The organism is Sulfitobacter sp., from assembly GCF_039977885.1.
Lineage (GTDB): Bacteria > Pseudomonadota > Alphaproteobacteria > Rhodobacterales > Rhodobacteraceae > Sulfitobacter.
Window position 1 is genome coordinate 137,969 of record NZ_JBDWCI010000018.1, and the last position, 22,497, is coordinate 160,465.

Below are 22,497 nucleotides of genomic sequence, written 5' to 3' on the forward strand. Positions count from 1 at the left end.
TTACGTCTCCTTTACGCGTGAGGAAGCAGTGCTGCCCTCCGCATCATTGTTTGCTTGTGTCGCATCCGCGCGCGGCAGAGAGATGCGGAAAATCGTACGGCCCGGCGTCGAGGTGACCGAAATCCAGCCGTCGTGTTCGGAAATGATCTTACTCACCAGAGCAAGCCCCAACCCGGTGCCGTTTTCCTTGCCCGATACAAACGGATCAAATACATCGCCTGCGATATTTTCCGGCAGGCCAGGGCCATCATCGATGACCTCGATCTGCAGGGGCAGCGCAATCCCGCGCCCGTCCGCACGGCGCAGACGGAAGGAATGTTCATAATAGCTGTGTAAACGGATCGTGCCGCCACCCTCGCCTGCGGCTTCGGCGGCGTTTTTGACAAGGTTCAGCACCACCTGAAGCAACTGGTCCTTATCGCCCCATGCCAAAGGCAGGGAGGGGTCATAATCCTCGATGATTTTCATCTGCGCGCCAAAGCCCAACAAGGCAGAACGGCGGGCGCGGTCCAGCACATCATGCAGGTTCACAGCCCCGCGTTCGGGGATCATCAGATTGCCGAATTGCTCGACCTGCTCCAACAGCTTAACGATGCGCCGGCTTTCAGCGACGATCAGATCCGTCAGCTCCAGATCATCCTTGGGCAAGTTCATGCTGAGCAATTGCGCCGCACCGGTGATGCCAGCCAGCGGGTTCTTGATTTCATGCGCCAGCATTTCGGCCATGCCGATCGCCGATTTGGCCGAAGATTTCACCGAATGGTTCTGGGTCATTCGACCGGCCAGTTCACGCGGAGAGATCATAAGGATCATCACCCCGTCCGAGCCCGACAAGGGCGCAATTTGCAACTGCGACTGTAGCGGTGGGCGCTGACCACTGCCCACGTCTACATCATTCACAAACAAAGTTGACTGCGTATCGCGCGCGCGGGCAAATGCTTCCTCTAGTGGCGCATCCACCGCGAGCATATCCCAGACCGGTGCGCCGATCACACCCTTGGCAGAGGTGTTCAAAAATCCTTCGGCCGCCGCGTTTATATCGGTGATCTTGTCATCCCGATCCACCAACACCGAAGGCACAGGCAACGACGCCCAAAGCGCCCCTTCACCAGCCGGAATATGTGTCGCTTTCTCGCTCATGCTGCCGCATCCCACTGCGCCGAATCCAACGCGGCGGGCAGCAGGATCATCGTCTGCTCAATGCTGCCAGCGGTGAGCACCGCGCGCCGCAAAGCCTCTGGCGTTTGTGCGTAATCCATGTACCAACCCAAATGTTTGCGCGCCACGCGCAGTCCCAGCTTTGTTCCGTAAAACCCTAGCATCGCCTCGTAATGCTCCAGCACCATGTCGACGAAATCTGCCCCTTGGGGGATGACCGGCGCGGGCGTGCCGTGCAGGTCATGGGCAATTTGCGCCAGCAGCCATGGCCGCCCCTGCACGCCGCGCCCGATCATCACGCCTGCCGCACCTGATAGGTCCAGTGCCGCCTGTGCAGTCGCCGTATCAATGATGTCGCCATTGGCAACAACAGGAATATCCACCACATCGACCACACCGCGAATGGCGGCCCAATCGGCACGGTCTTTGTAGAACTGACAGCGGGTACGCCCGTGAATCGTAATCATTTTAATACCGGCGGCTTCGGCGCGCGCAGCGATCTGCGGCGCATTCAACATATCGTCGTCCCAACCCAACCGCGTCTTGAGCGTGACCGGCACATTCACGGCCTCTACCACAGCTTCGATCAGCCGCAGCGCATGGTCCGGTGTTTTCATCAACGCCGAACCCGACGCCCCCTGAGTAACTTTTTTCGCAGGGCAGCCCATGTTGATATCAATCAACCGCGCGCCCTGATCTTCGATCATCTTTGCCGCACGTGCCATTGGCTCTGCCTCGCGGCCCGCGATCTGCACCGCAGTGCCTTCGATTCCCAAGCCCAATTCCGCCTTCTCACGGGTGCCCGGACGCGAGGTGAGCCACTCACCCGAAGCGATCATTTCAGACACAACAAGACCTGCACCGAACCGCGCAACAAGGCTGCGGTAGGGTAAATCTGTAATTCCGGCCATAGGAGCCAGAAAAACCGGAGGGGTTACGGCGAGCGGGAAAGTCATGTCAGATGTGCTTAATCCATAGGCGTTTGTCACCGAACTAACTCAAAGTTTGGGGCTTCACAACAAATTCGCCACATCTAACTGCTTACCCGCCCACACCAACGCACAAAAAACAGGCAGGCAATGCCCAATCTACACGCGCCCCTGCATTGCACCGCCCGTGCGGATTTCCTAAGACAGGCCAAATCAATGGAAAGTGAGCGATATGCGCATCTGTGCCCTGATTGTTGCCGCCGGTCGCGGCACCCGCGCTGGCGGTGCGGTTCCAAAACAGTGGCAGCCACTATGTGGTCGGCGCGTTATTGACCACACGCTGGCCGCCTTTGCGGGCCACCCCGATGTGCATGACATCGCCATCGTGCTGCACGCCGATGATATGACCCACGCAGAATCGTTCAAGGCACAGGGCTTCCACGTGGTCCCGGGCGGGGCCGAGCGTAGCCTGTCGGTGCAGGCCGGTCTTGCCGCCCTGCCCCAATGTGACGCGGTGTTGATCCATGACGCGGCCCGCCCCTGTGTCAGCAGCCGTGTGATCAGTGATGTTATTGGCGCTCTGCACACAAACGAAGCAGCCGCGCCGGGGCTGGCCATATCCGACGCGCTTTGGACAGGTACAAAGACCAACGTCACCGGCACCCGAGACCGTGAGGGGCTGTTTGCCGCACAAACACCGCAGGGGTTCCGGCGTGAGGTCATCACCGCCGCACATGAACGCTATAGCGGTCCCGCCGCCGATGATGTGGCCGTGGCCCGTGCGGCAGGACGCGCAGTTGCCATCACAATAGGCGATCCAGATAATATCAAAATCACAACGCCGGACGATTTCGCCCGCGCAGCACGCATATTGGAGAAACGCATGGACGTTCGTACAGGCAATGGATTTGACGTACACGCCTTCGGGCCCGGAGATCATGTCATGCTTTGCGGCGTGGCCATTCCCCATACCCACGGGTTGGTCGGGCATTCCGATGCGGATGTGGGCCTGCACACAATAACCGATGCCATTTACGGTGCGCTGGCCGCAGGCGACATCGGCACCCATTTCCCGCCCTCGGACCCCCAGTGGAAAGGTGCCGAAAGCCATATCTTTTTGTCCCACGCAGCAAACATGGCCCGCGAACAGGGTTTCACCCTCAGCCATATCGACTGCACCCTGATTTGCGAACACCCCAAGGTTGGCCCACACGCAGCTACCATGCGCGCAGCCGTTGCCCAGATGGTAGGAATCGATCTGGACCGTGTATCCGTCAAAGCCACCACATCTGAACGTTTGGGGTTCACCGGTCGTGGCGAGGGCATTGCCTGCATGGCCACAGCTACCTTGGTGAAACCATGATCGCGCGTCTGATCGGCACGGTAATGGGAGTTGGCTATCTGCGGCCAGCGCCCGGCACCTGGGGATCACTTGTCGCGCTGCCTTGGGGCTGGCTGTTGCATGTGATCGGCGGAATGCCTTTGCTGGTGATCGGGATTATCGCCGCGTTTCTCAAAGGGTGGTGGGCGACCGCAAAAATGACCGAAGGGTCTGAAGATCACGACCCTTCCGAGATCGTCATCGACGAAGTGGTCGGCCAATGGATTGCCTTGCTTCCCTTATCCATCGCGAGCTGGCGCATGGGCATAGATATCACCGTAATGTGGCCGGGCTGGATTGCGGCATTTGCATTTTTCCGGCTGTTCGACATCACCAAACCATGGATTATCGGCTGGGCCGACAGACGCGGTGACGCGCTTGGCGTGATGCTGGATGATGTGTTTGCCGGTGTTTTCGCCGCGCTGGCAGTTGTCGCGCTTGCCGGGCTTTACCATGCGTTCTGAAATCCTTGAATTGGCACGCGCACGCGGCATCATGATTGCCACCGCCGAAAGCTGCACCGCAGGCATGGTCGCCGCCGCGCTAACCGATCTGGCCGGATCATCAGCCGTGTTCGAGCGGGGCTTTGTTACCTACTCAAACGCCGCGAAAATCGACATGCTGGGCGTGCAGGCGCAAACCCTTCAGGACCACGGAGCCGTATCGGAACAGATTGCCGAACAGATGGCGTCAAGCGCGCTTGACCGTAGTGCAGCACAGCTTGCGGTCTCCCTTACCGGAATCGCGGGACCGGGGGGAAGCGAACACAAACCCGAAGGTCGGGTTTGTTTCGGGCTGGCCACTGCAAAAGGCGTGACCGCCCACACGGTCGAATTTGGTGCCTTGGGCCGCGAAGCTGTGCGTCAAGCGGCCTGTGATCACGCGCTTGAAATGCTTTTGAATGCGCTTGCGGGCATGCCAGCGCCCTAGCCGAACAGGCTATTCCATCGTGCCAAAACAAGCTGTCACCGCATCAAGCTCCGGCCCGATCACAGCCTGCCACAGTGCCTCTTCACGGGTCTCGCCCAACAGGCCTTTCACTTTTTCACGCAGTTTGGCCGCGCGGTTTTCCAACGACATTGGCGATTGCAGATCATGGCGCAACCGGCGCACTTCGCCGCTCTCGAGCGTGAGTGTGATCAGGACCTGCGCACTGCTGAGGCTTTCATCCGCTGTCACCTCGGTCATATTCCTGACAGCGCGCACATCCTTGTCGCGCATGATCTCATCCGAAAATGCATCAATGCGGCCCGTACTATACCCAAGCACCGCCATGGCAGCCGCCTGCGTATAGCTGAACCGCGCGTCACGGCCGTTCTTGGGGCTGGCGTTATTGCACAGCTCTATCCAGCGCGGGTTGGTCCGGATTTTGATACCCGCGATTCGATCCGCCGAAATCTTTGCAGCACTCAGCGCTTCGATTGTGGCGTGCACCCCGTGGCAACAGGCATGGAATTTATGGGTGATTTCGCTGACTTGCCACTCTTTGCGCGGCGGTTTTACGACAATGACCTCAGCATGATGTGCAGCGCCAAAGCCCTCGGCCCCCTTATCGGGTCCCGTCATACCCACCTGCGCCCAAAGTGCGGCCTCGACCCCGGTGCGCGCAGCCAATCCGGCGCTCAAAGCCCTGCCTGTGCTGCCCTCCTGCGCCGCAAGCCCCGAGGCCATGCTTGCGCATAGATCAATCGCATGACGTGTTTGCGGCTTGTCCAATCCCAGCACGCGCGCGGCGGCCAATGTGGCACCAAAGGCCCCTGCCGTGGCCGTTACATCAAATCCCGCCGCACTATGTTCCCCGCCCAGCCAGACACCGACCATAATCGCCGCTTCGATCCCGAGGGTTGCAGCATCCACCGCATCGGTCAGACGCACATCAAGGGTTTCGGCCAAGGCAATCACAGCAGGTAGCACCACCACCGAAGGATTCCCGCCATAGGCAAAATGCACATCATCAAAGTCCAGCGCATGGCTCAACGTGCCGTTTATCAGCGCAGCCTGCGCCGCACCCGCCGCATCGCCGCCAAACACGTGGGCCGGACCTTCTTCGACCAATTGCGCCTGCCGAAAACTGTTCAGCGCGCCATCCTGCGCACCGGCGATCCCGCAAGCGGCCCAATCGAAAAGGGACAAACGGATCATCGCAGCGGCCTCTTCAGGCACATCCGCGGTGGCAAATTTCACAAGCTTATCGGTCAGTCCCATGGCATTCTCCCCTGTCGGGGCTAGCCATAAAGCGTGTTCGCCCGCTTCTCAAACGCTTTGACCACCCGTTGCATCGCCTCATTGAAAACAACGCCTATAATCTTCTGCAAAACAGCATTGCGGAATTCGAAATCCACAAAAAATGACACCTCACAGCCACCCTCGACATCGCGAAACGCCCAGTTCGATTTCATGTATTTGAACGGACCGTCGAGATATTCGGTGTCGATCTTCTGGGCGGCGGGCCAAAGGGTTACACGGCTGGTGAACCGTTCGCGGAACACTTTGAACGAAATCACCAGATCGGCGTCCATCACCGTGTGATCCCCGTTAACCTGCGTTGTCTTGATCCGTGCGGCCGCCGTCCACGGCAAAAACTTGGGGTAGCTCGCCACGTCACTGACAAGATCGTACATTTGTTGAGCCGTATAAGGCAGCGTGCGGGTCTCGGAATGTGTGGGCATTGATTTCCTACAAAGCTTTGGGTAGCGCTTTATCAAAGCCCGCAACAGGGCACAATCAAGAGGTAACCATGCAGGCGCGTCCTTATGTCATCGACCGTATGATCTCTGCCAAAGCAATCGCAGCACGTATTGAACAGCTGTGTATCGAGATCGAAACCGAGTTTGCAAATACCGACAAGTTGATCGTTGTCGGTATGCTGCGCGGGTCTTTCGTATTTATCGCCGATCTGGTGCGCGAGCTGGACCTGCCGCTCGAAGTGGATTTCATCGAAGCATCAAGCTACGGCAACGACACCCAAAGCTCACGTGAGGTGCGGATTCTCAAGGATTTGCGCGGCGGCATCGAGAGCCGCGATGTGCTGCTGGTCGAGGATATTGTCGACACGGGTTATACGCTGTCGCATGTCATCAACATGTTGCGCGCGCGCGAACCGGCCAAGCTGCGCACGGTTGCCTTGCTTGATAAACCCGCCCGCCGCGAAATTGCGCTCAGCGCCGATTACACCGGCTTTGAGATACCGGATGAATTTGTCGTTGGCTATGGCATTGATTTTGCCCAACGCAATCGCAACCTGCCCTATATCGGCAAGGTGCAATTTACCGATACGCTGTGATGTTGAACCCGCGCCATCTGATGCGCGCCAAACGATGGGCGCAAAACCCGCCATCGTTCAAACGGCTCATCCTGCTGGCAGCAGTCATTGCGATTGCTTTGGTAATTTTTGGATTGGAACATTTCGGTTTCTGGCCAGATTGGGCCACGGCCGAACGTTTGCCGCGCCGTTTTTGACTGAAACACAGCCAAAGGCGCGGCAAATCCTGTTTAGGCCCGTCCGAGCTTTTGCAGCCGTGCCTCACGCAAACGCGCAAAATCATCGCCCGCGTGATAACTAGACCGTGTCAGCGGCGTTGCAGAGACCATCAAGAACCCCTTGCCATATGCGGCTGTTTCATAGGCTTTGAATTCGTCCGGATGCACAAAACGGTCCACTTTGTGGTGTTTCGGCGTGGGTTGCAAATACTGGCCGATGGTCAGGAAATCGATATCTGCGGCGCGCATATCCTCCATCACCTGTATCACTGATTGGCGATCTTCGCCCAAACCGACCATAATACCGGATTTGGTAAACATCGACGGATCCAGTTCTTTCACCCGTTGCAACAACCGCAATGAATGGAAATACCGCGCGCCGGGGCGCACTTCGGGATACAGCCCCGGTACTGTTTCCAGATTGTGATTAAATACATCCGGACGGGCCTCGACCACTTTTTCAAGTGCTTCGGGCCCGCATTTAATGAAATCCGGGGTCAGAATCTCGATGGTTGTGCCCGGTGCGCGGTGCCGGACAGCACGGATGGTTTGGGCAAAATGCTCCGCACCACCGTCCTCGACATCGTCACGATCCACCGACGTAATAACGACGTGGTTCAGGCCCAATTTGGCAACCGCATCCGCCACACGCCCCGGCTCGAACACATCGAGCGCCTCTGGCGGCTTACCGGTTGCAATGTTGCAGAAGGTGCAGGCACGCGTACAAACCTCGCCCATAATCATCATGGTGGCATGGCCTTGCGACCAACATTCACCAACATTGGGACAGCCCGCCTCTTCGCAAACTGTCACCAGCTTGTTTTCACGCATGATTTTGGCGGTATCTTCATACCCTTTACCGCCAGGCGCGCGGACCCTGATCCAATCCGGTTTCTTCGGTTGGGGATTATCAGGGCGTCGTGCCTTTTCAGGGTGACGCATTTCGGGGATCTTTAGATCGCGCATGGGAACCTCATGTCTCGGTTGAGGTACATTTAACACATCGCAGGTTAAACAAAACCCTGTCACAGCGCATTACCGCGATGATCAGCCGATCATTGCGGTTTCCTGTACAGATGCATCGGCATAATGCGCCTGTAACCGCATCAATGCGATGCGTAATACGATCTTACCCGACCGCGCCGACCAACCAAGAACCTTCTCAGCAGTCTCCAAACCTTCGAGAAAACAGCAACACCGCAATGTGACATCCGACAGCCCCGGCCCCAACTCGGCCAAAGCATCAATCACACGGGCATGGGCCCGCTCGATTGCAGGTGTGGCGCTCACAGGTGCAGGCGCGCTTGCGGGGCGAAGAGCTTGCAGAAAGCTCTCCCAATTCCGTGCCACTTCGGCCCCCATCTGTGCAATTTCAAAATCTTCACGTAGGCGTTCTCCCGCCCGAACCATCTCGGATGTCAGAAACCGCGTCCCGTCACGGTCACGCCGCCGTGCCAAGGCGCTAAGCGGGCTTTCCGTCACCCCGTAACGGGCACGGCTTGGCACGTCCGAACAATGCCCAACCGACGCATCCAAACCCGTATTCAAATGCTCACTCTCATCAAGGGCCATAATATCCGCTAAAGCACTGCGGCCCTGTGATGTAATTTGATACCTCGAAATGCGCCCGCCCTCAGGGGCAGAAATCCATCCTTTCAACGCCATCGCTTCCGCAATCGTGCGGTCCACGACACCAGTACGGGTATTCTCACCGTCATTGCCATCACGCACAATGACCGCCTTCTCCATATCAGCCGCAACAGCCAGAACAGCCCCTGTCTCACACAACCGTTTAAGGACGCGATTGCCGTGGGCAGATAGTTCGGCAATGTTGGGAACCTCTTTCTCTCCCGCATCTATCTTCGCCTGCCGCATACTGTCCAAACGCTTTTGAACTTGCTCCCGAACGCTTACCTCACCTCCCCCAAGGCTTTTTAGCGCGTTATCCACCAGCGGATCATCCCGCAATGTCTCAACCCGTCTGATCTGGCGCAGAACGGTGGACGCATGACACCCCTGCTCCCGTGCCAATGCCCGGATCGGGATCCCCATTTCCGTATGGTCAATATAATTCTGAACCGAACGCGGCACCCATGCCGGGACCGATTTCCCCGATTTTTCTCCCGTGACTTCCGTTGTTGATTGTACTTGTACCATCTGCCCCATGCCTGAGTGTCCCTTCTCGGCGGTTTTAACAATTGGAATTTTCAACCTAGGAATGAATTGGTTACACCTTGGTTAAAATACCGAAGTCGGGCCATGATTGTTGATAAATCATAAACAATGCTGAAGGGGCCGAGCGCTGCCTTACGGCCCCACGCAACACCATAAAAATTGGGGGATTATAGCGATACAGGAGCCGTCACACGACGTGTTTCATCGTAAAAGGAGCCTTAAACCATGCAAGATATCCACAGCCTTCTCGCCGCCCTTCATCGCCCCCGCCTGCTGATGCGGGCTGCCCGTATCGGAGCACAGGAATACCGCCGCGACGGCCATCTTCCAAGGTTGTTGGGGTATGGAATGCTCCCCCGCCACGCAGACGCATTAATGCGTCTCATGGACATCGAAGCCGAAAAAGAGCGCCAGCGCAAAATGTCCGACACCTGCTATAGCCTGGTGGACCATGTAGATGTCTTGATCGCCATCCTCGGCGAGGCGCGCGCGCTGCGGGCCCAACAAACAGACCCGCAGCGCGAATAACTTTTACATAAAGCTGTCTGGCTCTGCCGCTTTACGTGTCGCCACAAAGGCTTCCAATGCTTCCTTTGTGGCCGGATCCATCGCAGGCTGCTGGTAATCGCCCAGCAACTTCTCGACACGCAAACTGGCAAGGGCTTGGGTGTCACGCGCACCCTCGTCTTCCCATGTCTCGAACGGCTTGTAATCCAACAGGTCCGATTTCCAGAATGCCTCTTTAAAGTTCGCCTGCGTATGGGCGCAGCCCAGATAGTGACCGCCCGGACCTACTTCGCGGATGGCATCCATAGCCTGTGCATTCACATCCATCTCGACCCCGCGCGCCAGATGATGCAGCGTCCCCAACTGGTCCGCATCCATGACGAATTTCTCGAACGAGGAGACAAGCCCGCCTTCCAGCCAGCCACATGCGTGCAGCATGAAATTCACACCCGAAAGCAAACCCATATTGAGACTATTGGCCGTCTCGTAAGCCGCCTGTGCATCCGGCAACTTCGAGCCACAGAACGACCCCGCCGAGCGATATGGAAGGTTCAACCGTCGCGCCAATTGCCCCACACCATAGGTGATATGCGCAGCCTCCGGCGTCCCGAATGTCGGTGCTCCCGAATTCATATCAATCGAGGTCACAAAAGCACCCATAATCACCGGCGCGCCGGGTTTGCACAGCTGGCTATAGGCCAGTCCTGCCAAACCTTCGGCCAGAACCTGCGTCAATGTCCCCGCAACCGATACCGGCGCCATCGCGCCCCCGACAATGAACGGAGAAATAATACAGGCCTGATTGTTCTGTGCATAAACCTCCAATGCACCCATCATGACATCATCAAAGGTCATGGGCGAATTGATGTTGATCAGCGAGGTCATGACCGTGTTTTCCTGCACGAACTTCTCGCCAAAAAGCACACCGCACATATCCACCGAATCCTGCGCCCGGCTGGGTTCGGTGACGGACCCCATGAACGGCTTATCGCTCAAAGTCATATGCGCATACAACATATCAAGATGGCGCTTGTTCACGGCAACATCCGTAGGCTCGCAAACGGTACCGCCCGAATGGTGCAACCATTTGGACATATAGCCCAGCTTCACGAATTTACGGAAATCCTCCATCGTGGCATACCGCCGCCCACCGGCCGTATCACGCACAAAAGGCGGGCCATAAACAGGTGCCAGCACAAGGTTCTTGCCACCAACGACAACATTACGGTCGGGGTTGCGCGCATGCTGCGTATAGCTGGCCGGCGCGGTCTTGATCAGCTCTCGTGCCAAACCGCGCGGAATCCGCACGCGCTCGCCCTGCACATCCGCCCCCGCATCACGCCACCGCTCAAGCGCTTTGGGGTTGTCAGGGAAATTAACCCCGATCTCTTCAAGGATCGTCTCTGCATTGGTTTCGATGGTCTCCAAAGCCTCTTCCGTGAGAACTTCGAAATTCGGAATATTCCGCTCGATATATTTGGCGGTCTCAAAGGACACCGCTGATCGTGCCGCCCTCCGGGCTGCCCCACCTCCACCACGTGCGCGCCGTGCTGCTTCTGCCATGATCTATCCCTCAAAGGTCTGTGTTGGCCCTCACTATCGCACCCGCCCGCGCCAGCGCCCACAGATAACGGCCTTGCTGGTAAAAAAGCGACATCCATCCCTTTCAGTCTATTTTTTCTAGCCAAAAATACTCCGGGGGACGGCTTGGCATTGCCAAGCCGGGGGGCTGGCCCCCAAATCTGTCTTGCCAGCCTGCGCTGCGGCGCATAATCAGAGCCTATGATAGAACACACCCATGACCGCCTCCTCATCATCGACTTCGGCAGCCAGGTAACCCAGCTGATCGCCCGCCGCCTGCGCGAGCTGAATGTCTATTGCGAAATTCACCCGTTCAATACAGTGGATGACGCTTTTCTTGATGCCTTCAATCCAAAAGCAATCATCCTCTCCGGCGGACCCGCCAGTGTGGTGAACAAGGACGCCCCTCGTGCGCCGGCCTCGGTCTTTACCCGCGGCCTGCCCGTGCTGGGCATTTGTTATGGCCAGCAGTTGATGATGGACATGCTCGGCGGCACCGTCGAGGGCGGTAAGATCTCGGGTGGCGGCGGCACCGCCGAATTCGGCCGCGCCTATGTGACGCCTACGGCCGAGAAAACCGAATTGCTTGATGGTTGGTTTCTGACCGACCGCGAACAGGTCTGGATGAGCCACGGCGATCACGTCAGCGCCCTCGCCCCGGGCTTTGAGGTCTTTGGCACCTCGCCAAACGCGCCCTTCGCCATCGCGGCGGACACCACGCGCCAGTTCTATGCCGTGCAGTTCCACCCCGAAGTCCACCACACCCCCAATGGCCTGAAATTCTATGAGAATTTCGTCCGCATAGCAGGGTTCAAAGGCGATTGGACCATGGGTGCCTACCGCGAAGAGGCCATCGCCAAAATTCGCGAGCAAGTGGGCGATGCCCATGTCATCTGCGGCCTATCTGGCGGGGTTGATTCTTCGGTTGCTGCCGCTTTGCTGCACGAAGCCATCGGCGATCAGCTCACCTGCGTCTTTGTGGACCACGGCCTGCTGCGCAAGGATGAAGCCACCGAAGTGGTCACCATGTTCCGCGACAACATGAACCTCAAAGTCATCCACGCCGATGAGGTTGATCTGTTTTTGGGCGAACTCGAAGGTCAATCCGACCCCGAAACCAAGCGCAAGATTATCGGCAGACTGTTTATCGACGTCTTCCAGAAATACGCCAACGAGATCAAAGATGCCAAATTCCTCGCGCAGGGAACACTTTACCCTGACGTTATCGAATCTGTAAGCTTCTCTGGCGGCCCTTCCGTCACCATCAAATCCCACCACAATGTGGGCGGCTTGCCGGAAAAAATGGGGCTCGAACTGGTTGAACCACTGCGCGAACTCTTTAAGGACGAAGTCCGCGTGCTGGGCCGTGAATTGGGCCTCCCGCCCAGCTTTATCGGCCGCCATCCCTTCCCCGGACCGGGTCTTGCCATCCGTTGTCCCGGTGAAATCACACGCGAAAAGCTCGAAATCCTGCGCGAAGCAGATGCGGTCTACATCGACCAGATTCGCAAACACGGGCTCTATGATGACATCTGGCAGGCCTTTGTGGCAATTCTCCCTGTGCGCACAGTCGGCGTGATGGGTGACGGCCGGACCTATGATTTTGCCTGCGCCCTGCGGGCTGTGACTTCTGTGGACGGGATGACTGCCGATTACTATCCTTTCAGCCACGAATTTCTGGGCGAGACCGCAACGCGGATCATCAACGAGGTACCCGGCATCAACCGCGTCACCTATGACATCACCTCAAAACCTCCGGGCACCATCGAATGGGAATAAACGAGGTAACCCTGACGGGCACGCTCACCTGCGTGTCCGAAGCCGAGGCATCCCGGGTGCGCGCAGCTTTGCCTGCGCACATCACCCTCACACGCGCCGAAGCCGGCTGCCTTTCTTTCGAGGTCACAGCCACAGATGATCCGATGGTCTGGAATGTCGCTGAACGCTTTACCGATGCGTCTGCATTCAAGGCACATCAAACCCGCGCCGCCGCCTCAGACTGGGCCGTTCAGACCGCCGGTATCGCGCGCAATTACACCATTACCGGCCTCGAATGAACGTCCTTCTCAAGGCCGCACTCTGGATGACCGGCGCGATCGCCTCTTTCTCCTTCATGGCTATTGGCGGGCGCGAGCTTTCGCAGGAATACGACACATTCGAGATCATGCTCTACCGGAGCCTTGTCGGTGTAATCATTGTCGTATCAATCATCACCGCACAAAACCGATGGGCCGAGTTGCGCTTTGATCAATTCGGCCGCCATCTTCTGCGCAATTTTTTCCATTTCACCGGCCAGAACCTGTGGTTCTTTGCGGTCTCGGTGATCCCGCTGGCGCAGGTTTTCGCGCTGGAATTCACCTCCCCCATCTGGGTTGCGATCCTCGCCCCATTTGTACTTGGTGAGAAAATGACACGGATGCGGGGGTTTGCAGCGGTACTCGGCTTTGTCGGCGTGTTGATCGTCACCCGTCCCAGCCTCGATACCTTTGAAATCGGCACCGCCATTGCCGCCTGTGCGGCAATATTTTTTGCGCTTACCAATATGCTGACCAAACGCATGACCCGCGACAACAGCGTGGCGTCGATCCTGTTTTTCCTGACCACGATCCAGCTTGTCTTCGGTTTGATAAGTGCAGGCTATGATGGCGCCATCGCCCTGCCCACAGGACAAAGCCTGCCCTATCTTCTATTGGTGGGGGCCTCGGGATTGATGGCGCATTTTTGCCTGACAAACGCCCTCAGTATCGCGCCGGCCACCATCGTTGTACCGATGGATTTCGCCCGCCTGCCCGTAATCGCAATCGTCGCCATGCTGCTATATAACGAGCCTCTCGAGATCTGGATTTTTGTCGGGGCCGTCGTTATTTTCACGGCCAACTACCTCAATATCTGGACAGAAACCCGCAAGCGCCCGTGATTGACCGGATGCAGCGCGCAGGATAGGGAAGTGTTGACCCTATTCCGGAGGCAAAATGCTTTATCCCGATGCAAAAAGCTGGCGCGCGAGCCCGCAAAAATCTGTCCTGTTTTTCGGCATGTCCGGTTTGGGAAAAACGCATATTTCCAAACTTTTGGTGCAACAGCGCGGCTGGTTCCACTATTCTATTGATTACCGGATCGGCACTGATGGCATGCACAGCCACATCAAGGACAATCTGATCGCTCAGGCTATGCAACAGCCGTTTCTGGCCGAAATGCTGCGTGCCGATGCGATGTATATCGCCCCCAACATCCATGACCATGATCTGACCGCGGTTGCTGCCTATCTGGGCAAACCGGGCGATCCTGCCCGTGGCGGCCTGCCTATGGAAGAATACAAACGCCGTCAGGCCCAATTCCGCGACGCCGAGATCGCAGCGCTTATGGATACTCATAACTTCATGAACCGCGCGCAAACGCTTTATGGCTATCCAAATTTCATCTGCGACACCGGTGGATCAATTTGCGAATGGATCGACCCCGAAGATGAAAACGATCCCTTGCTTGAAAAGCTGGCCGAGCAATGTCTGCTGATCTGGATCAAGGGCGACGAGGCCCACTCCCAAGAGTTGATCCGCCGCTTTGACCGCGCGCCCAAACCAATGGCATACCAGCCTGCGTTCCTTGAACGTGTTTGGGGAAATTATCTAAGCGAAAACAACATGAAGGAAGATGAAGTTGATCCTGACTCCTTCATCCGCTGGACCTATGCACAAGCACTTGCGCATCGCCAGCCGCGCTATGAGGCGATGTCGCGCCACGGGGTGACCGTGACTGCTGCGGACCTGCACGCGGTCATCAATGCACAAGATTTCGAGGATCTTATTGCCACCAAGCTGTGAACACAGAGCCGTGTGGCCCCTTGAGACAGAGGCACAGCCGCTCTATCTGTGACATCCGCTTAAAAGTTAAAAGTAGTCCCAATGCCCATCAAGATTCCCGCCGACCTGCCCGCCTATTCCGTTCTCACCCGTGAGGGCGTGCGCGTGCTGGACGTTGATCAGGCCGCGCGGCAGGATATTCGCCCTCTGCGCATTGCCCTGCTGAACCTGATGCCCAAGAAAATCCAGACCGAGACACAATTCGCCCGTCTGATCGGTGCTACGCCTTTGCAGATCGAGCTGACACTGTTGCGCATGTCCGATCACCAGACCCGCAACACCGCCGCCGAACATATGGAAAGCTTTTACCGCCCTGTCTCCGAGGTCTGGGACGAGAAATTCGACGGTCTGATCATCACAGGTGCGCCGATCGAACATCTGGATTTTGATCAGGTCGGATACTACGAGGAATTGCGCCGCGTCATGGACTGGACGCAAACCAATGTGCAATCCACCATGGCAGTGTGCTGGGGCGGGATGGCGATGATCAACCATTTCCACGGCATCAAAAAGCATATGCTCGACGCAAAGGCCTTTGGCTGTTACCGCCATCAAAACCTTGCGCCGGCCTCCCCTTATCTGAACGGGTTCTCGGATGATTGTGTAATCCCTGTCTCGCGCTGGACAGAGATCAAACAAGCCGAAGTGGACGCTGTGCCAGAGCTGAAAACCCTTCTGGGCAGCAATCAGGTCGGGCCTGCGCTGATCGAGGATGCCACCCACCGCACGGTCTATATCTTTAATCATTTCGAATATGACCGCGATACGCTGAAACAGGAATATGACCGCGATGTTGCCGCTGGCACGCCGATTAACATCCCTGAAAACTACTATACCAATGATGATCCCGCACTGCCTCCTGTGAACCGCTGGCGCAGCCATGCGCACCTGCTGTACGGCAACTGGATTCAGGAAATATATCAATCAACGCCATATGATATCGAACAAATTGGGGCGTAGCATGCTGACCCTGCTTGCATTGGTTGGGCTGCTGGTTCTGGTGGTCCAATGGCGCGCCGCCGCGCGTCAAACCACGGCAGAGCGTGACTACCCGCCGCAAGGGCGTATTCTGGATATCGACGGCACGCCTGTGCATGTGCTCATCGCGGGGAATGGTCCCGATCTTGTATTGATCCACGGTGCCAGCGGCAATCTGCGCGACTGGACATTCGATTTTGCCGACCGCCTGTCAGATCGCTACCGCGTGATCATGTTCGACCGCCCCGGTCTGGGATGGACAGGCCGCTTGCCGGGAAAATCCGGCGCTTGGAACAGCGCAAGCGAATCCCCCATGGAACAAGCGGCATTGCTGCAAAAAACTGCGGCACTTGTGGGAATAGAGCGACCGATTGTGCTGGGTCATTCCTTTGGCGGCTCCGTTGCAATGGCTTGGGCACTCAGCCAGCCTGAGGAAACAGCAGCTGTTGTCATGGTATCTGCTGTGTCAAATCCGTGGCCCGGCGGGCTTGGCTGGACCTATACCGTTTTGGGCGGCAGCTGGGGCGGTGCATTGGCTGTGCCGCCGCTGTCGGCCTTTGTGCCCGACAGCTATGTGGACAACAGCGTCGAGACAATTTTTGCCCCCCAACCCGCCCCCGATGGATATGCTGCGCATATTGGTGCAGGCTTAACGCTGCGCCGTGCCAGCATGCGGGCCAATGCCCAACAGGTAAACCACCTGCGGCCCCATATCGTGAAAATGTCCAAACGCTACGGTAGCTTAACCATGCCGATGGAGATCATCCACGGCGATGCCGACACGATTGTACCTTGGAAGATTCACGCCGAAGTTTTGTCTCAAAAAGTCGCCAATGCAAATCTGAATCTGCTTGAAGGGGTCGGTCATATGCCGCAACACACCAACCCCGATGACGTCGCAGCCAGCATCGACCGCGCGGCCGCACGTGCCGGTTTGCGTTGACACCGTAACGGGCGCATACTGCACCAACCGGCACAAAGGACCCCCGCTATGAATAAACCTTTTGATGGTGCAATCAGCGCATTCTTCGAAAACGACGCGCCTTCGGCTATTCGCAAAGCGATTGAAGAAGCCAAGAAGAATGAAATCCTATCAGACAGTTACCCTTACGATTCCCGCCTGGACAAAAAAACCTATGAGCGGGACATGGCGGCACTTCAGATCGAACTTGTCAAATTGCAATCCTGGGCCCGCGAAACGGGCACACGCATCGCGATGGTATTTGAAGGCCGCGACGGTGCCGGCAAAGGCGGCACGATCGGCCGCTTCCGGATGAACCTTAACCCACGGGCCGCCCGTGTGGTCGCATTGTCCAAACCAACCGAAACGGAAAGCACCCAGTGGTATTTCCAACGCTATGTCTGCCACCTTCCCTCTGCCGGTGACATCGTTTTCTTTGACCGCTCATGGTACAATCGCGGTGTCGTTGAACCGGTTTTCGGATTCTGCCCCCCGCAACAGCACGCGCATTTTTTCCAACAGGTGAAACCCTTTGAGGAAATGCTGGTAGAGGACGGTGTACACCTGTTCAAATTCTGGCTGAACGTGGGCCGTGCCGAACAATTGCGCCGCATGCTGGCCCGGGAAAGTGATCCTCTCAAACAGTGGAAGCTCAGCGGCATTGACGTCAAAGGCCTGAGCCTGTGGGACGCCTATTCCGATGCGATCAAGGACACGCTTGACCGTAGCCATAGCGATATTGCACCGTGGACCATCGTGCGATCGGATGACAAACGCCGCGCGCGTCTGAATGCGATCCGCACTGTGTTGCACCATTTCGACTATACATACAAAGACATCGACGCCATCGGCGCAGTAGATAACGCAATTTGCGGCGGGCCAGATATCTGGGATGTCTAAACGGGGCTATCACCACGGCAACCTGCGCCAAGCGCTGGTGGATGCTGCGCTTGCCCTGATCGAGGCGCGTGGCCCCACGGGGTTCACCCTCTCCGAGGCGGCCAAACAGGCCGGCGTGACCCCTGCTGCGGTCTATCGCCACTTTGAAGGCCGCGAAGACCTCATAGCTGAGGCCGCCCTACAGGGTTATGAAATCTTTGGCGACCTCATGGAATTTGCTTACGAAAGCGGCCAGCCCTCGGCACTGCAAGCCTTTGAAGCCACGGGCCGCGCCTATCTTGCCTTTGCGCGTAAATATCCCGGCCATTACATCGCGATGTTTGAAAGCGGCGTTCAGGTTAATCGCAACGCAGCCCTTGCTTCGGTCGCGAACCGCGCCAATGCCGTTCTGGAGCAGGCCGCAGCAGATCTGAGCCAACACATCCCCGAGGACAAACGCCCCCCCGCCTCCATGTTTTCCGCCCATATCTGGGCCATGAGCCACGGCGTGGTCGAACTATTTGCGCGTAACTCTCCGGGCCGTGCCTCGCCCTTTCCGCCCGAAGACTTGCTGGAAACCGGAATCGGGATCTATCTGCGCGGTTTGGGGCTCATTGCCCCTGACGACTAGGCACATCGACGCCCCCCAAAAACCTATCACGAGCCAAACTGCTCAGCCCCATCTGATTTGGCCTCATGTGATTTGGCCCACAAAACGAAAAAGGCCGCACCAAATGGCACGGCCTTTTCCAATAATGTCGTAAAACTTAACGCTTGGAGAACTGGAAGCTCTTACGCGCTTTGGCCTTACCGTATTTCTTACGCTCAACAACGCGGCTATCGCGTGTCAGGAAGCCTGCGGCTTTCAACGCGCCACGGTGGGCTGGGTCAAACAGCTGGAGTGCTTTGGACACGCCGTGCTTAACCGCACCAGCTTGACCGGACAGACCGCCGCCTTTGACTGTCGCATAGACGTCAAATTGGCCTTCGGTACCTGTTACGCCAAAAGGCTGTGCCAGAACCATTTGCAGCACGGGGCGTGCAAAATATTCGTTCTGTGGCTTACCGTTTACGATAACCTTGCCGGAACCTGGCTTAATCCAAACGCGGGCGACCGCGTCTTTACGTTTGCCGGTTGCATAGGAGCGGCCGAATTCGTCTTTGACGGGCTCACGGGGGGTCAGCTCGACTTCTGGAGTGGCCTCAACGCCGGCAACAGATGCGAGATCTTCGAGTGTGTTGATTTCGTCAGACATGCTCATGCGCTCCGTGTGTTTTTCTTGTTCATGGATGCAACATCCAGAACTTCAGGCTCTTGGGCCTCATGAGGATGCTCGCCGCCCGCATATACACGCAGGTTGGTCATGATCTGGCGGCTCAGACGGTTGCCAGGCAACATGCGCTTAACAGCCAATGTAACGATACGCTCGGGGTGCTTGCCCTCAAGAATATCCGCTTTGGAGCGCTCTTTGATCCCGCCTGGGTGGCCAGTGTGCCAGTAGAACATCTCTTCACGTTTTTTGCCGGTCATTTGGATTTTCTCGGCGTTGATTACGATGACGTTGTCGCCGCAATCCATGTGAGGTGTGTAGGATGGTTTGTGCTTGCCGCGCAAACGCATGGCGATGATCGAAGCAAGACGGCCCAGCACGATGCCTTCGGCATCAATGATGATCCATTTCTTGTCGATGTCTGCCGGTGTTGCAGAAAAGGTTTTCATATACGGTAATCCCGCTAGTGGTGAGACGGGACAGATGCCCCGATGTGATGCTGGGGTTATATCCATGCCACCGGCCACGTCAAGCGACACAAAATCAAATATAATATTCAAAAACAGGTACTTACAAATAAGGTATCATATTACCCCACACGCTTACCCCGCTCTAGACCCCTATTTCTTCATTCGGGTTATCCAGAAGCTCCCGCAAGCGCCCCATCGCCGCCTCGAAACTTTCCAACGACACACCTGCATTGATCGCCATGCGCACTGCATGGGGCGATTGCGCCTGCCTTGCGGCGAATTCTTCAGCGGCACGCACACGCACACCGCGGGTCTCGGCGGCGCGGCAGAACGCACTGGCGCGCCAACCATCCGGCAGGTTGAGCCAGACAAAGGGCACATCCTCACGCCAGACAAGATCATATCCCCCCAGCGTGTTCACCGCCACTTTAACGTATTCCGCCACCCCCGCACGCGTGCGGGCCAAGACCTCCTCTAGCTGGGGATGCATGAGCAAAGCCGCAACCAGATCCGTCACCGGCGTTGCGAGGCCGAAAAAACCATGTTCTGCAGCACGGCTTAGCGCCCCATTATGCGCCCTTGGCCCAATCGCACAGCCTACGCGCAGCGCCGGCGTCAACGATTTGCTTAGCGAGGTAATGTACCACCCCCGCTCAGGAGCCAACATTCTATAACTCGGCTCTTGAGCCGCGCCAATGCGGTAGCAATCGTCCTCTACGATCTCGAGATCAAAGCGCTGCGCGACCTCGACAATTTCACGCCGCCGTTGGAGCGGCGAAAAACCACAGGTCGGGCTATGGACCTCTGGCGAGGTGCAAATGATCTGCCCTTCGGGATACCGCTCGGCGGCCTGCGCCAAGGCCCGCGGGCACAGCCCACGCTCATCCATCGCCACAGATACAACATCCGCCCGCAGCCCCGCAGCCACACGGCGAAACCCCGGATAACACAGCTCTTCCACAAAAATCACCGGGCGGCGGCCTTTGAGAATGGCCTGAAACACCAACATGATCGCATTCTGCCCGCCATGGGATAATACGATATCCGCCTCCGAAAGCGACCCAAGCGTGGTGTCGCGCAACCAATGCACCATTGCCTCCCGCGCAGGGCGTGCCGCGCGGCGCGAGGGGTAATGCATGATGCCAGATGGTGGATCCGCCGCAACTTGAGCCAACAGCGTTCGGATCAAACGAGGCTGCCCCCCATTCGGCAAATGCGGCGAAAACAGGTTTACCTCAAAACTGTCGCCCCCTTTGGCATGCTCAATTACATCTTCCACCAGATTGAGGGATGGCTCGGGCGTTTGACCTGCCACAAATGTGCCGCGCCCCACTTCGGCGGTCAGCACCCCTTCATCTGTTAGAATTGTATAGGCCCGCGCCACTGTCCCCGGCGTCATCCCCAACGTCCAACCCAGTTCACGCACAGGCGGCAATTTATCATCCACCTTCAATGCGCCTGTCGCAATACCGTCACGTATCGCCTGTACTATGGATTTGTACTTTGGCTTGATGGCCGGATCGACCTGCGGATGCCAAATTGTATTCATTACAATGTTTCCCTAGCGCTATCTGAAATCATATTGTACCCATTATCCATGGCAAATACGCCACTTTGTGTCAATACAATTTGATAGGAGATTCCCATGACACAGGCAGTGATCCTGACACGCGATGCCCTCGCTGTACTTAACTCCAGCCGCAGCCTGCCGCTGCTGGCGGTGATGAGCGTCAAGTTCGCAGCTGCCGTGACAGAATGGGCAACCCGCCACCGAACGCGCCTTGCACTCGAAAGCCTTGAGGCATGGCAACTTACGGACGTGGGGCTAACACCGGACGCGGCTCGGGCCGAGGCGCAGAAAGTGTTCTGGCGGGCGTGACATCCCCGTGGCGCTAGCCAGACCTCTTCACTTGGGCAGGGACTTCCCTGCCCTTTTTTAATACAAACCCAAGAAAACCCGGATTGTACCCCTAACCGTTTTTTTCAGGCGGGATCGCATAGGTCATAGTCGCCTGCGCGACAGGCTCTGCCTGCCCTTCGGAATATAGCAATACATGCGACACAGACAGCTGCCGCCCCAGTTTGAGCAGCTTTGCACGGGCAATCAAATCCACGCCCGCGCGAGGTTTGCGCATGAAATCCATCGCACAACTCGTCGTCACCGCCAAAGCTTTTGGCCCTATCATCGCCAATGTCGCGATATACGCCGACACATCGGCCAGCGCGAACATCGACGGCCCCGACACCGTGCCACCGGGGCGCAAGTGCTTTTCGGTGATGACCATCTGCATCGTCACCTCGTTGGGCTTAACCTCCAAGATGACAAAATCATCCGCAACTTGCTGAAACGCCTCCCGCATGAACGCCGCCAATTGCGGCGCGTCCATCTGCAACTCTCCTCGATCCGTCATGTTTGTCCTCCCCCGACATATCCCGCTAGAGTTGCCCCAAGCAGGGTGCGACGCAAGATGGCAATTCCGGAAACCACACAAAGCACAGCGTCTCCATGAGCAGCACTGAACGCCTCAACCCGCCCAGTAACGAAATAACAACCGCCCTGCGGTAAACACTGGATAAGCTGCCCCAAGAACCGGTTGCGGGGAAGCCTTGGCCCATTTTCCCATTGTTGCGCGAACGGCACCATACTGTTGCCAAACTACATCTGGTGAATTGGGCAGCATTACGGCACAAATGAGACACAGCACGACAACGTGCCCCTTTTGGGTCGTCGCCGGCGGAAGGTCCCTCCAGATCAGACTCTCATCTGATTCTCCTTATTCCCGCAGCGACGACCCCAAAACACCCCTCCGATCCCAATCACTGCCGGCTCAATACCGCAGCCACTGCTGATTATGTCTATTCGCCGC

The 22,497-nt window shown here is 57.2% G+C and carries 26 protein-coding genes; 15 read left to right on the plus strand and 11 right to left on the minus strand.

Annotated features, from left to right (window positions below):
• Positions 1 to 1,140: an ATP-binding protein gene (locus ABJM03_RS12825; protein WP_348418081.1), complete on the minus strand. Its 1,140-nt coding sequence runs from the start codon at positions 1,138 to 1,140 to the stop codon at positions 1 to 3.
• A complete protein-coding gene (gene dusB, locus ABJM03_RS12830) occupies positions 1,137 to 2,114 on the minus strand; it encodes a tRNA dihydrouridine synthase DusB (protein ID WP_348418083.1) in 978 nt (325 codons plus the stop codon). Before dusB ends, ABJM03_RS12825 begins: the two co-directional genes overlap by 4 nt.
• 205 nt (positions 2,115 to 2,319) lie before the next feature.
• On the opposite strand from dusB, the gene ABJM03_RS12835 reads away from it, so the two are divergent.
• Genes ABJM03_RS12835 through ABJM03_RS12845 form a run of 3 tightly spaced genes read left to right on the plus strand, consistent with a single transcriptional unit; the run spans position 2,320 to position 4,398 of the window.
• Positions 2,320 to 3,450, plus strand: a complete 1,131-nt coding sequence (locus ABJM03_RS12835; RefSeq protein WP_348418084.1) for a bifunctional 2-C-methyl-D-erythritol 4-phosphate cytidylyltransferase/2-C-methyl-D-erythritol 2,4-cyclodiphosphate synthase — start codon at positions 2,320 to 2,322, stop codon at positions 3,448 to 3,450.
• The gene (locus ABJM03_RS12840) at positions 3,447 to 3,932 is read left to right on the plus strand and encodes a phosphatidylglycerophosphatase A (RefSeq protein ID WP_348418086.1); all 486 of its coding nucleotides are present in this window, start codon (positions 3,447 to 3,449) and stop codon (positions 3,930 to 3,932) included. Before ABJM03_RS12835 ends, ABJM03_RS12840 begins: the two co-directional genes overlap by 4 nt.
• The gene (locus ABJM03_RS12845; protein ID WP_348418087.1) at positions 3,922 to 4,398 is read left to right on the plus strand and encodes a CinA family protein; all 477 of its coding nucleotides are present in this window, start codon (positions 3,922 to 3,924) and stop codon (positions 4,396 to 4,398) included. The genes ABJM03_RS12840 and ABJM03_RS12845 overlap by 11 nt, the downstream gene beginning before the upstream one ends.
• 9 nt (positions 4,399 to 4,407) lie before the next feature.
• Here ABJM03_RS12845 and ABJM03_RS12850 read toward each other — a convergent pair whose 3' ends face one another.
• Both ABJM03_RS12850 and ABJM03_RS12855 read right to left on the minus strand, forming a co-directional pair.
• Positions 4,408 to 5,673, minus strand: coding sequence for an MmgE/PrpD family protein (locus tag ABJM03_RS12850; protein WP_348418089.1), 1,266 nt, complete (start codon positions 5,671 to 5,673; stop codon positions 4,408 to 4,410).
• A 20-nt stretch (positions 5,674 to 5,693) separates the two neighbouring features.
• Positions 5,694 to 6,137 (minus strand): type II toxin-antitoxin system RatA family toxin, encoded by a 444-nt coding sequence (locus ABJM03_RS12855; RefSeq protein ID WP_348418091.1) that lies wholly within the window; start codon positions 6,135 to 6,137, stop codon positions 5,694 to 5,696.
• A gap of 68 nt (positions 6,138 to 6,205) precedes the next feature.
• Here ABJM03_RS12855 and hpt point away from each other — a divergent pair, with 68 nt between their 5' ends.
• On the plus strand, positions 6,206 to 6,751 hold the full coding sequence (gene hpt, locus ABJM03_RS12860) for a hypoxanthine phosphoribosyltransferase (RefSeq protein WP_348418093.1): 546 nt from the start codon (positions 6,206 to 6,208) through the stop codon (positions 6,749 to 6,751).
• Positions 6,751 to 6,927 carry a hypothetical protein gene (locus ABJM03_RS12865; RefSeq protein WP_348418094.1) on the plus strand — a complete coding sequence of 59 codons (177 nt, stop codon included), beginning with the start codon at positions 6,751 to 6,753 and terminating at the stop codon, positions 6,925 to 6,927. Before hpt ends, ABJM03_RS12865 begins: the two co-directional genes overlap by 1 nt.
• A gap of 33 nt (positions 6,928 to 6,960) precedes the next feature.
• Here the strand turns inward: ABJM03_RS12865 and lipA are convergent, their stop codons facing one another.
• Together lipA and ABJM03_RS12875 are read right to left on the minus strand one after the other, a co-directional pair.
• Positions 6,961 to 7,914, minus strand: a complete 954-nt coding sequence (lipA, locus tag ABJM03_RS12870) for a lipoyl synthase (protein WP_348418096.1) — start codon at positions 7,912 to 7,914, stop codon at positions 6,961 to 6,963.
• An 81-nt stretch (positions 7,915 to 7,995) separates the two neighbouring features.
• Positions 7,996 to 9,105, minus strand: coding sequence for a DUF6456 domain-containing protein (locus tag ABJM03_RS12875; protein WP_348418098.1), 1,110 nt, complete (start codon positions 9,103 to 9,105; stop codon positions 7,996 to 7,998).
• Positions 9,106 to 9,348: 243 nt separating this feature from the next.
• Here ABJM03_RS12875 and ABJM03_RS12880 point away from each other — a divergent pair, with 243 nt between their 5' ends.
• Complete coding sequence (locus tag ABJM03_RS12880) at positions 9,349 to 9,651, plus strand: DUF6477 family protein (protein WP_348418100.1); 303 nt, start codon at positions 9,349 to 9,351, stop codon at positions 9,649 to 9,651.
• A 3-nt stretch (positions 9,652 to 9,654) separates the two neighbouring features.
• Here ABJM03_RS12880 and ABJM03_RS12885 read toward each other — a convergent pair whose 3' ends face one another.
• Positions 9,655 to 11,193: a trimethylamine methyltransferase family protein gene (locus tag ABJM03_RS12885; protein ID WP_348418102.1), complete on the minus strand. Its 1,539-nt coding sequence runs from the start codon at positions 11,191 to 11,193 to the stop codon at positions 9,655 to 9,657.
• A gap of 219 nt (positions 11,194 to 11,412) precedes the next feature.
• Here ABJM03_RS12885 and guaA point away from each other — a divergent pair, with 219 nt between their 5' ends.
• The 8 genes from guaA (at position 11,413) to ABJM03_RS12925 (ending at position 18,520) form a co-directional block, all read left to right on the plus strand.
• On the plus strand, positions 11,413 to 12,990 hold the full coding sequence (guaA, locus tag ABJM03_RS12890) for a glutamine-hydrolyzing GMP synthase (protein WP_348418103.1): 1,578 nt from the start codon (positions 11,413 to 11,415) through the stop codon (positions 12,988 to 12,990).
• Positions 12,981 to 13,268, plus strand: a complete 288-nt coding sequence (locus tag ABJM03_RS12895) for an antibiotic biosynthesis monooxygenase (RefSeq protein WP_348418105.1) — start codon at positions 12,981 to 12,983, stop codon at positions 13,266 to 13,268. The genes guaA and ABJM03_RS12895 overlap by 10 nt, the downstream gene beginning before the upstream one ends.
• On the plus strand, positions 13,265 to 14,128 hold the full coding sequence (locus ABJM03_RS12900) for a DMT family transporter (RefSeq protein WP_348418106.1): 864 nt from the start codon (positions 13,265 to 13,267) through the stop codon (positions 14,126 to 14,128). The genes ABJM03_RS12895 and ABJM03_RS12900 overlap by 4 nt, the downstream gene beginning before the upstream one ends.
• Positions 14,129 to 14,183: 55 nt before the next feature.
• Entirely contained in the window at positions 14,184 to 15,032 is an 849-nt protein-coding gene (locus ABJM03_RS12905; RefSeq protein WP_348418108.1) for an ATPase, read from the plus strand.
• Positions 15,033 to 15,113: 81 nt separating this feature from the next.
• A complete protein-coding gene (gene metA / locus ABJM03_RS12910) occupies positions 15,114 to 16,031 on the plus strand; it encodes a homoserine O-succinyltransferase (protein ID WP_348418109.1) in 918 nt (305 codons plus the stop codon).
• A 1-nt stretch (position 16,032) separates the two neighbouring features.
• Positions 16,033 to 16,992: an alpha/beta hydrolase gene (locus ABJM03_RS12915; protein ID WP_348418111.1), complete on the plus strand. Its 960-nt coding sequence runs from the start codon at positions 16,033 to 16,035 to the stop codon at positions 16,990 to 16,992.
• Positions 16,993 to 17,040: 48 nt separating this feature from the next.
• Positions 17,041 to 17,910, plus strand: a complete 870-nt coding sequence (ppk2, locus tag ABJM03_RS12920; protein WP_348418113.1) for a polyphosphate kinase 2 — start codon at positions 17,041 to 17,043, stop codon at positions 17,908 to 17,910.
• On the plus strand, positions 17,903 to 18,520 hold the full coding sequence (locus ABJM03_RS12925) for a TetR/AcrR family transcriptional regulator (RefSeq protein WP_348418115.1): 618 nt from the start codon (positions 17,903 to 17,905) through the stop codon (positions 18,518 to 18,520). Before ppk2 ends, ABJM03_RS12925 begins: the two co-directional genes overlap by 8 nt.
• A gap of 136 nt (positions 18,521 to 18,656) precedes the next feature.
• On the opposite strand, the gene rpsI is transcribed toward ABJM03_RS12925, so the two are convergent.
• From rpsI to ABJM03_RS12940, 3 genes are all read right to left on the minus strand, one after another.
• Positions 18,657 to 19,145, minus strand: a complete 489-nt coding sequence (gene rpsI, locus ABJM03_RS12930) for a 30S ribosomal protein S9 (protein WP_348418117.1) — start codon at positions 19,143 to 19,145, stop codon at positions 18,657 to 18,659.
• Positions 19,146 to 19,147: 2 nt separating this feature from the next.
• Complete coding sequence (gene rplM, locus ABJM03_RS12935) at positions 19,148 to 19,609, minus strand: 50S ribosomal protein L13 (RefSeq protein WP_348418119.1); 462 nt, start codon at positions 19,607 to 19,609, stop codon at positions 19,148 to 19,150.
• Positions 19,610 to 19,772: 163 nt separating this feature from the next.
• The gene (locus ABJM03_RS12940; protein WP_348418121.1) at positions 19,773 to 21,179 is read right to left on the minus strand and encodes a PLP-dependent aminotransferase family protein; all 1,407 of its coding nucleotides are present in this window, start codon (positions 21,177 to 21,179) and stop codon (positions 19,773 to 19,775) included.
• Positions 21,180 to 21,275: 96 nt separating this feature from the next.
• Here ABJM03_RS12940 and ABJM03_RS12945 point away from each other — a divergent pair, with 96 nt between their 5' ends.
• Entirely contained in the window at positions 21,276 to 21,509 is a 234-nt protein-coding gene (locus tag ABJM03_RS12945) for a DUF1127 domain-containing protein (RefSeq protein ID WP_348418123.1), read from the plus strand.
• A 91-nt stretch (positions 21,510 to 21,600) separates the two neighbouring features.
• Here ABJM03_RS12945 and ABJM03_RS12950 read toward each other — a convergent pair whose 3' ends face one another.
• Entirely contained in the window at positions 21,601 to 22,041 is a 441-nt protein-coding gene (locus ABJM03_RS12950; RefSeq protein WP_348418125.1) for a PaaI family thioesterase, read from the minus strand.
• Positions 22,042 to 22,497 lie beyond the last annotated feature (456 nt).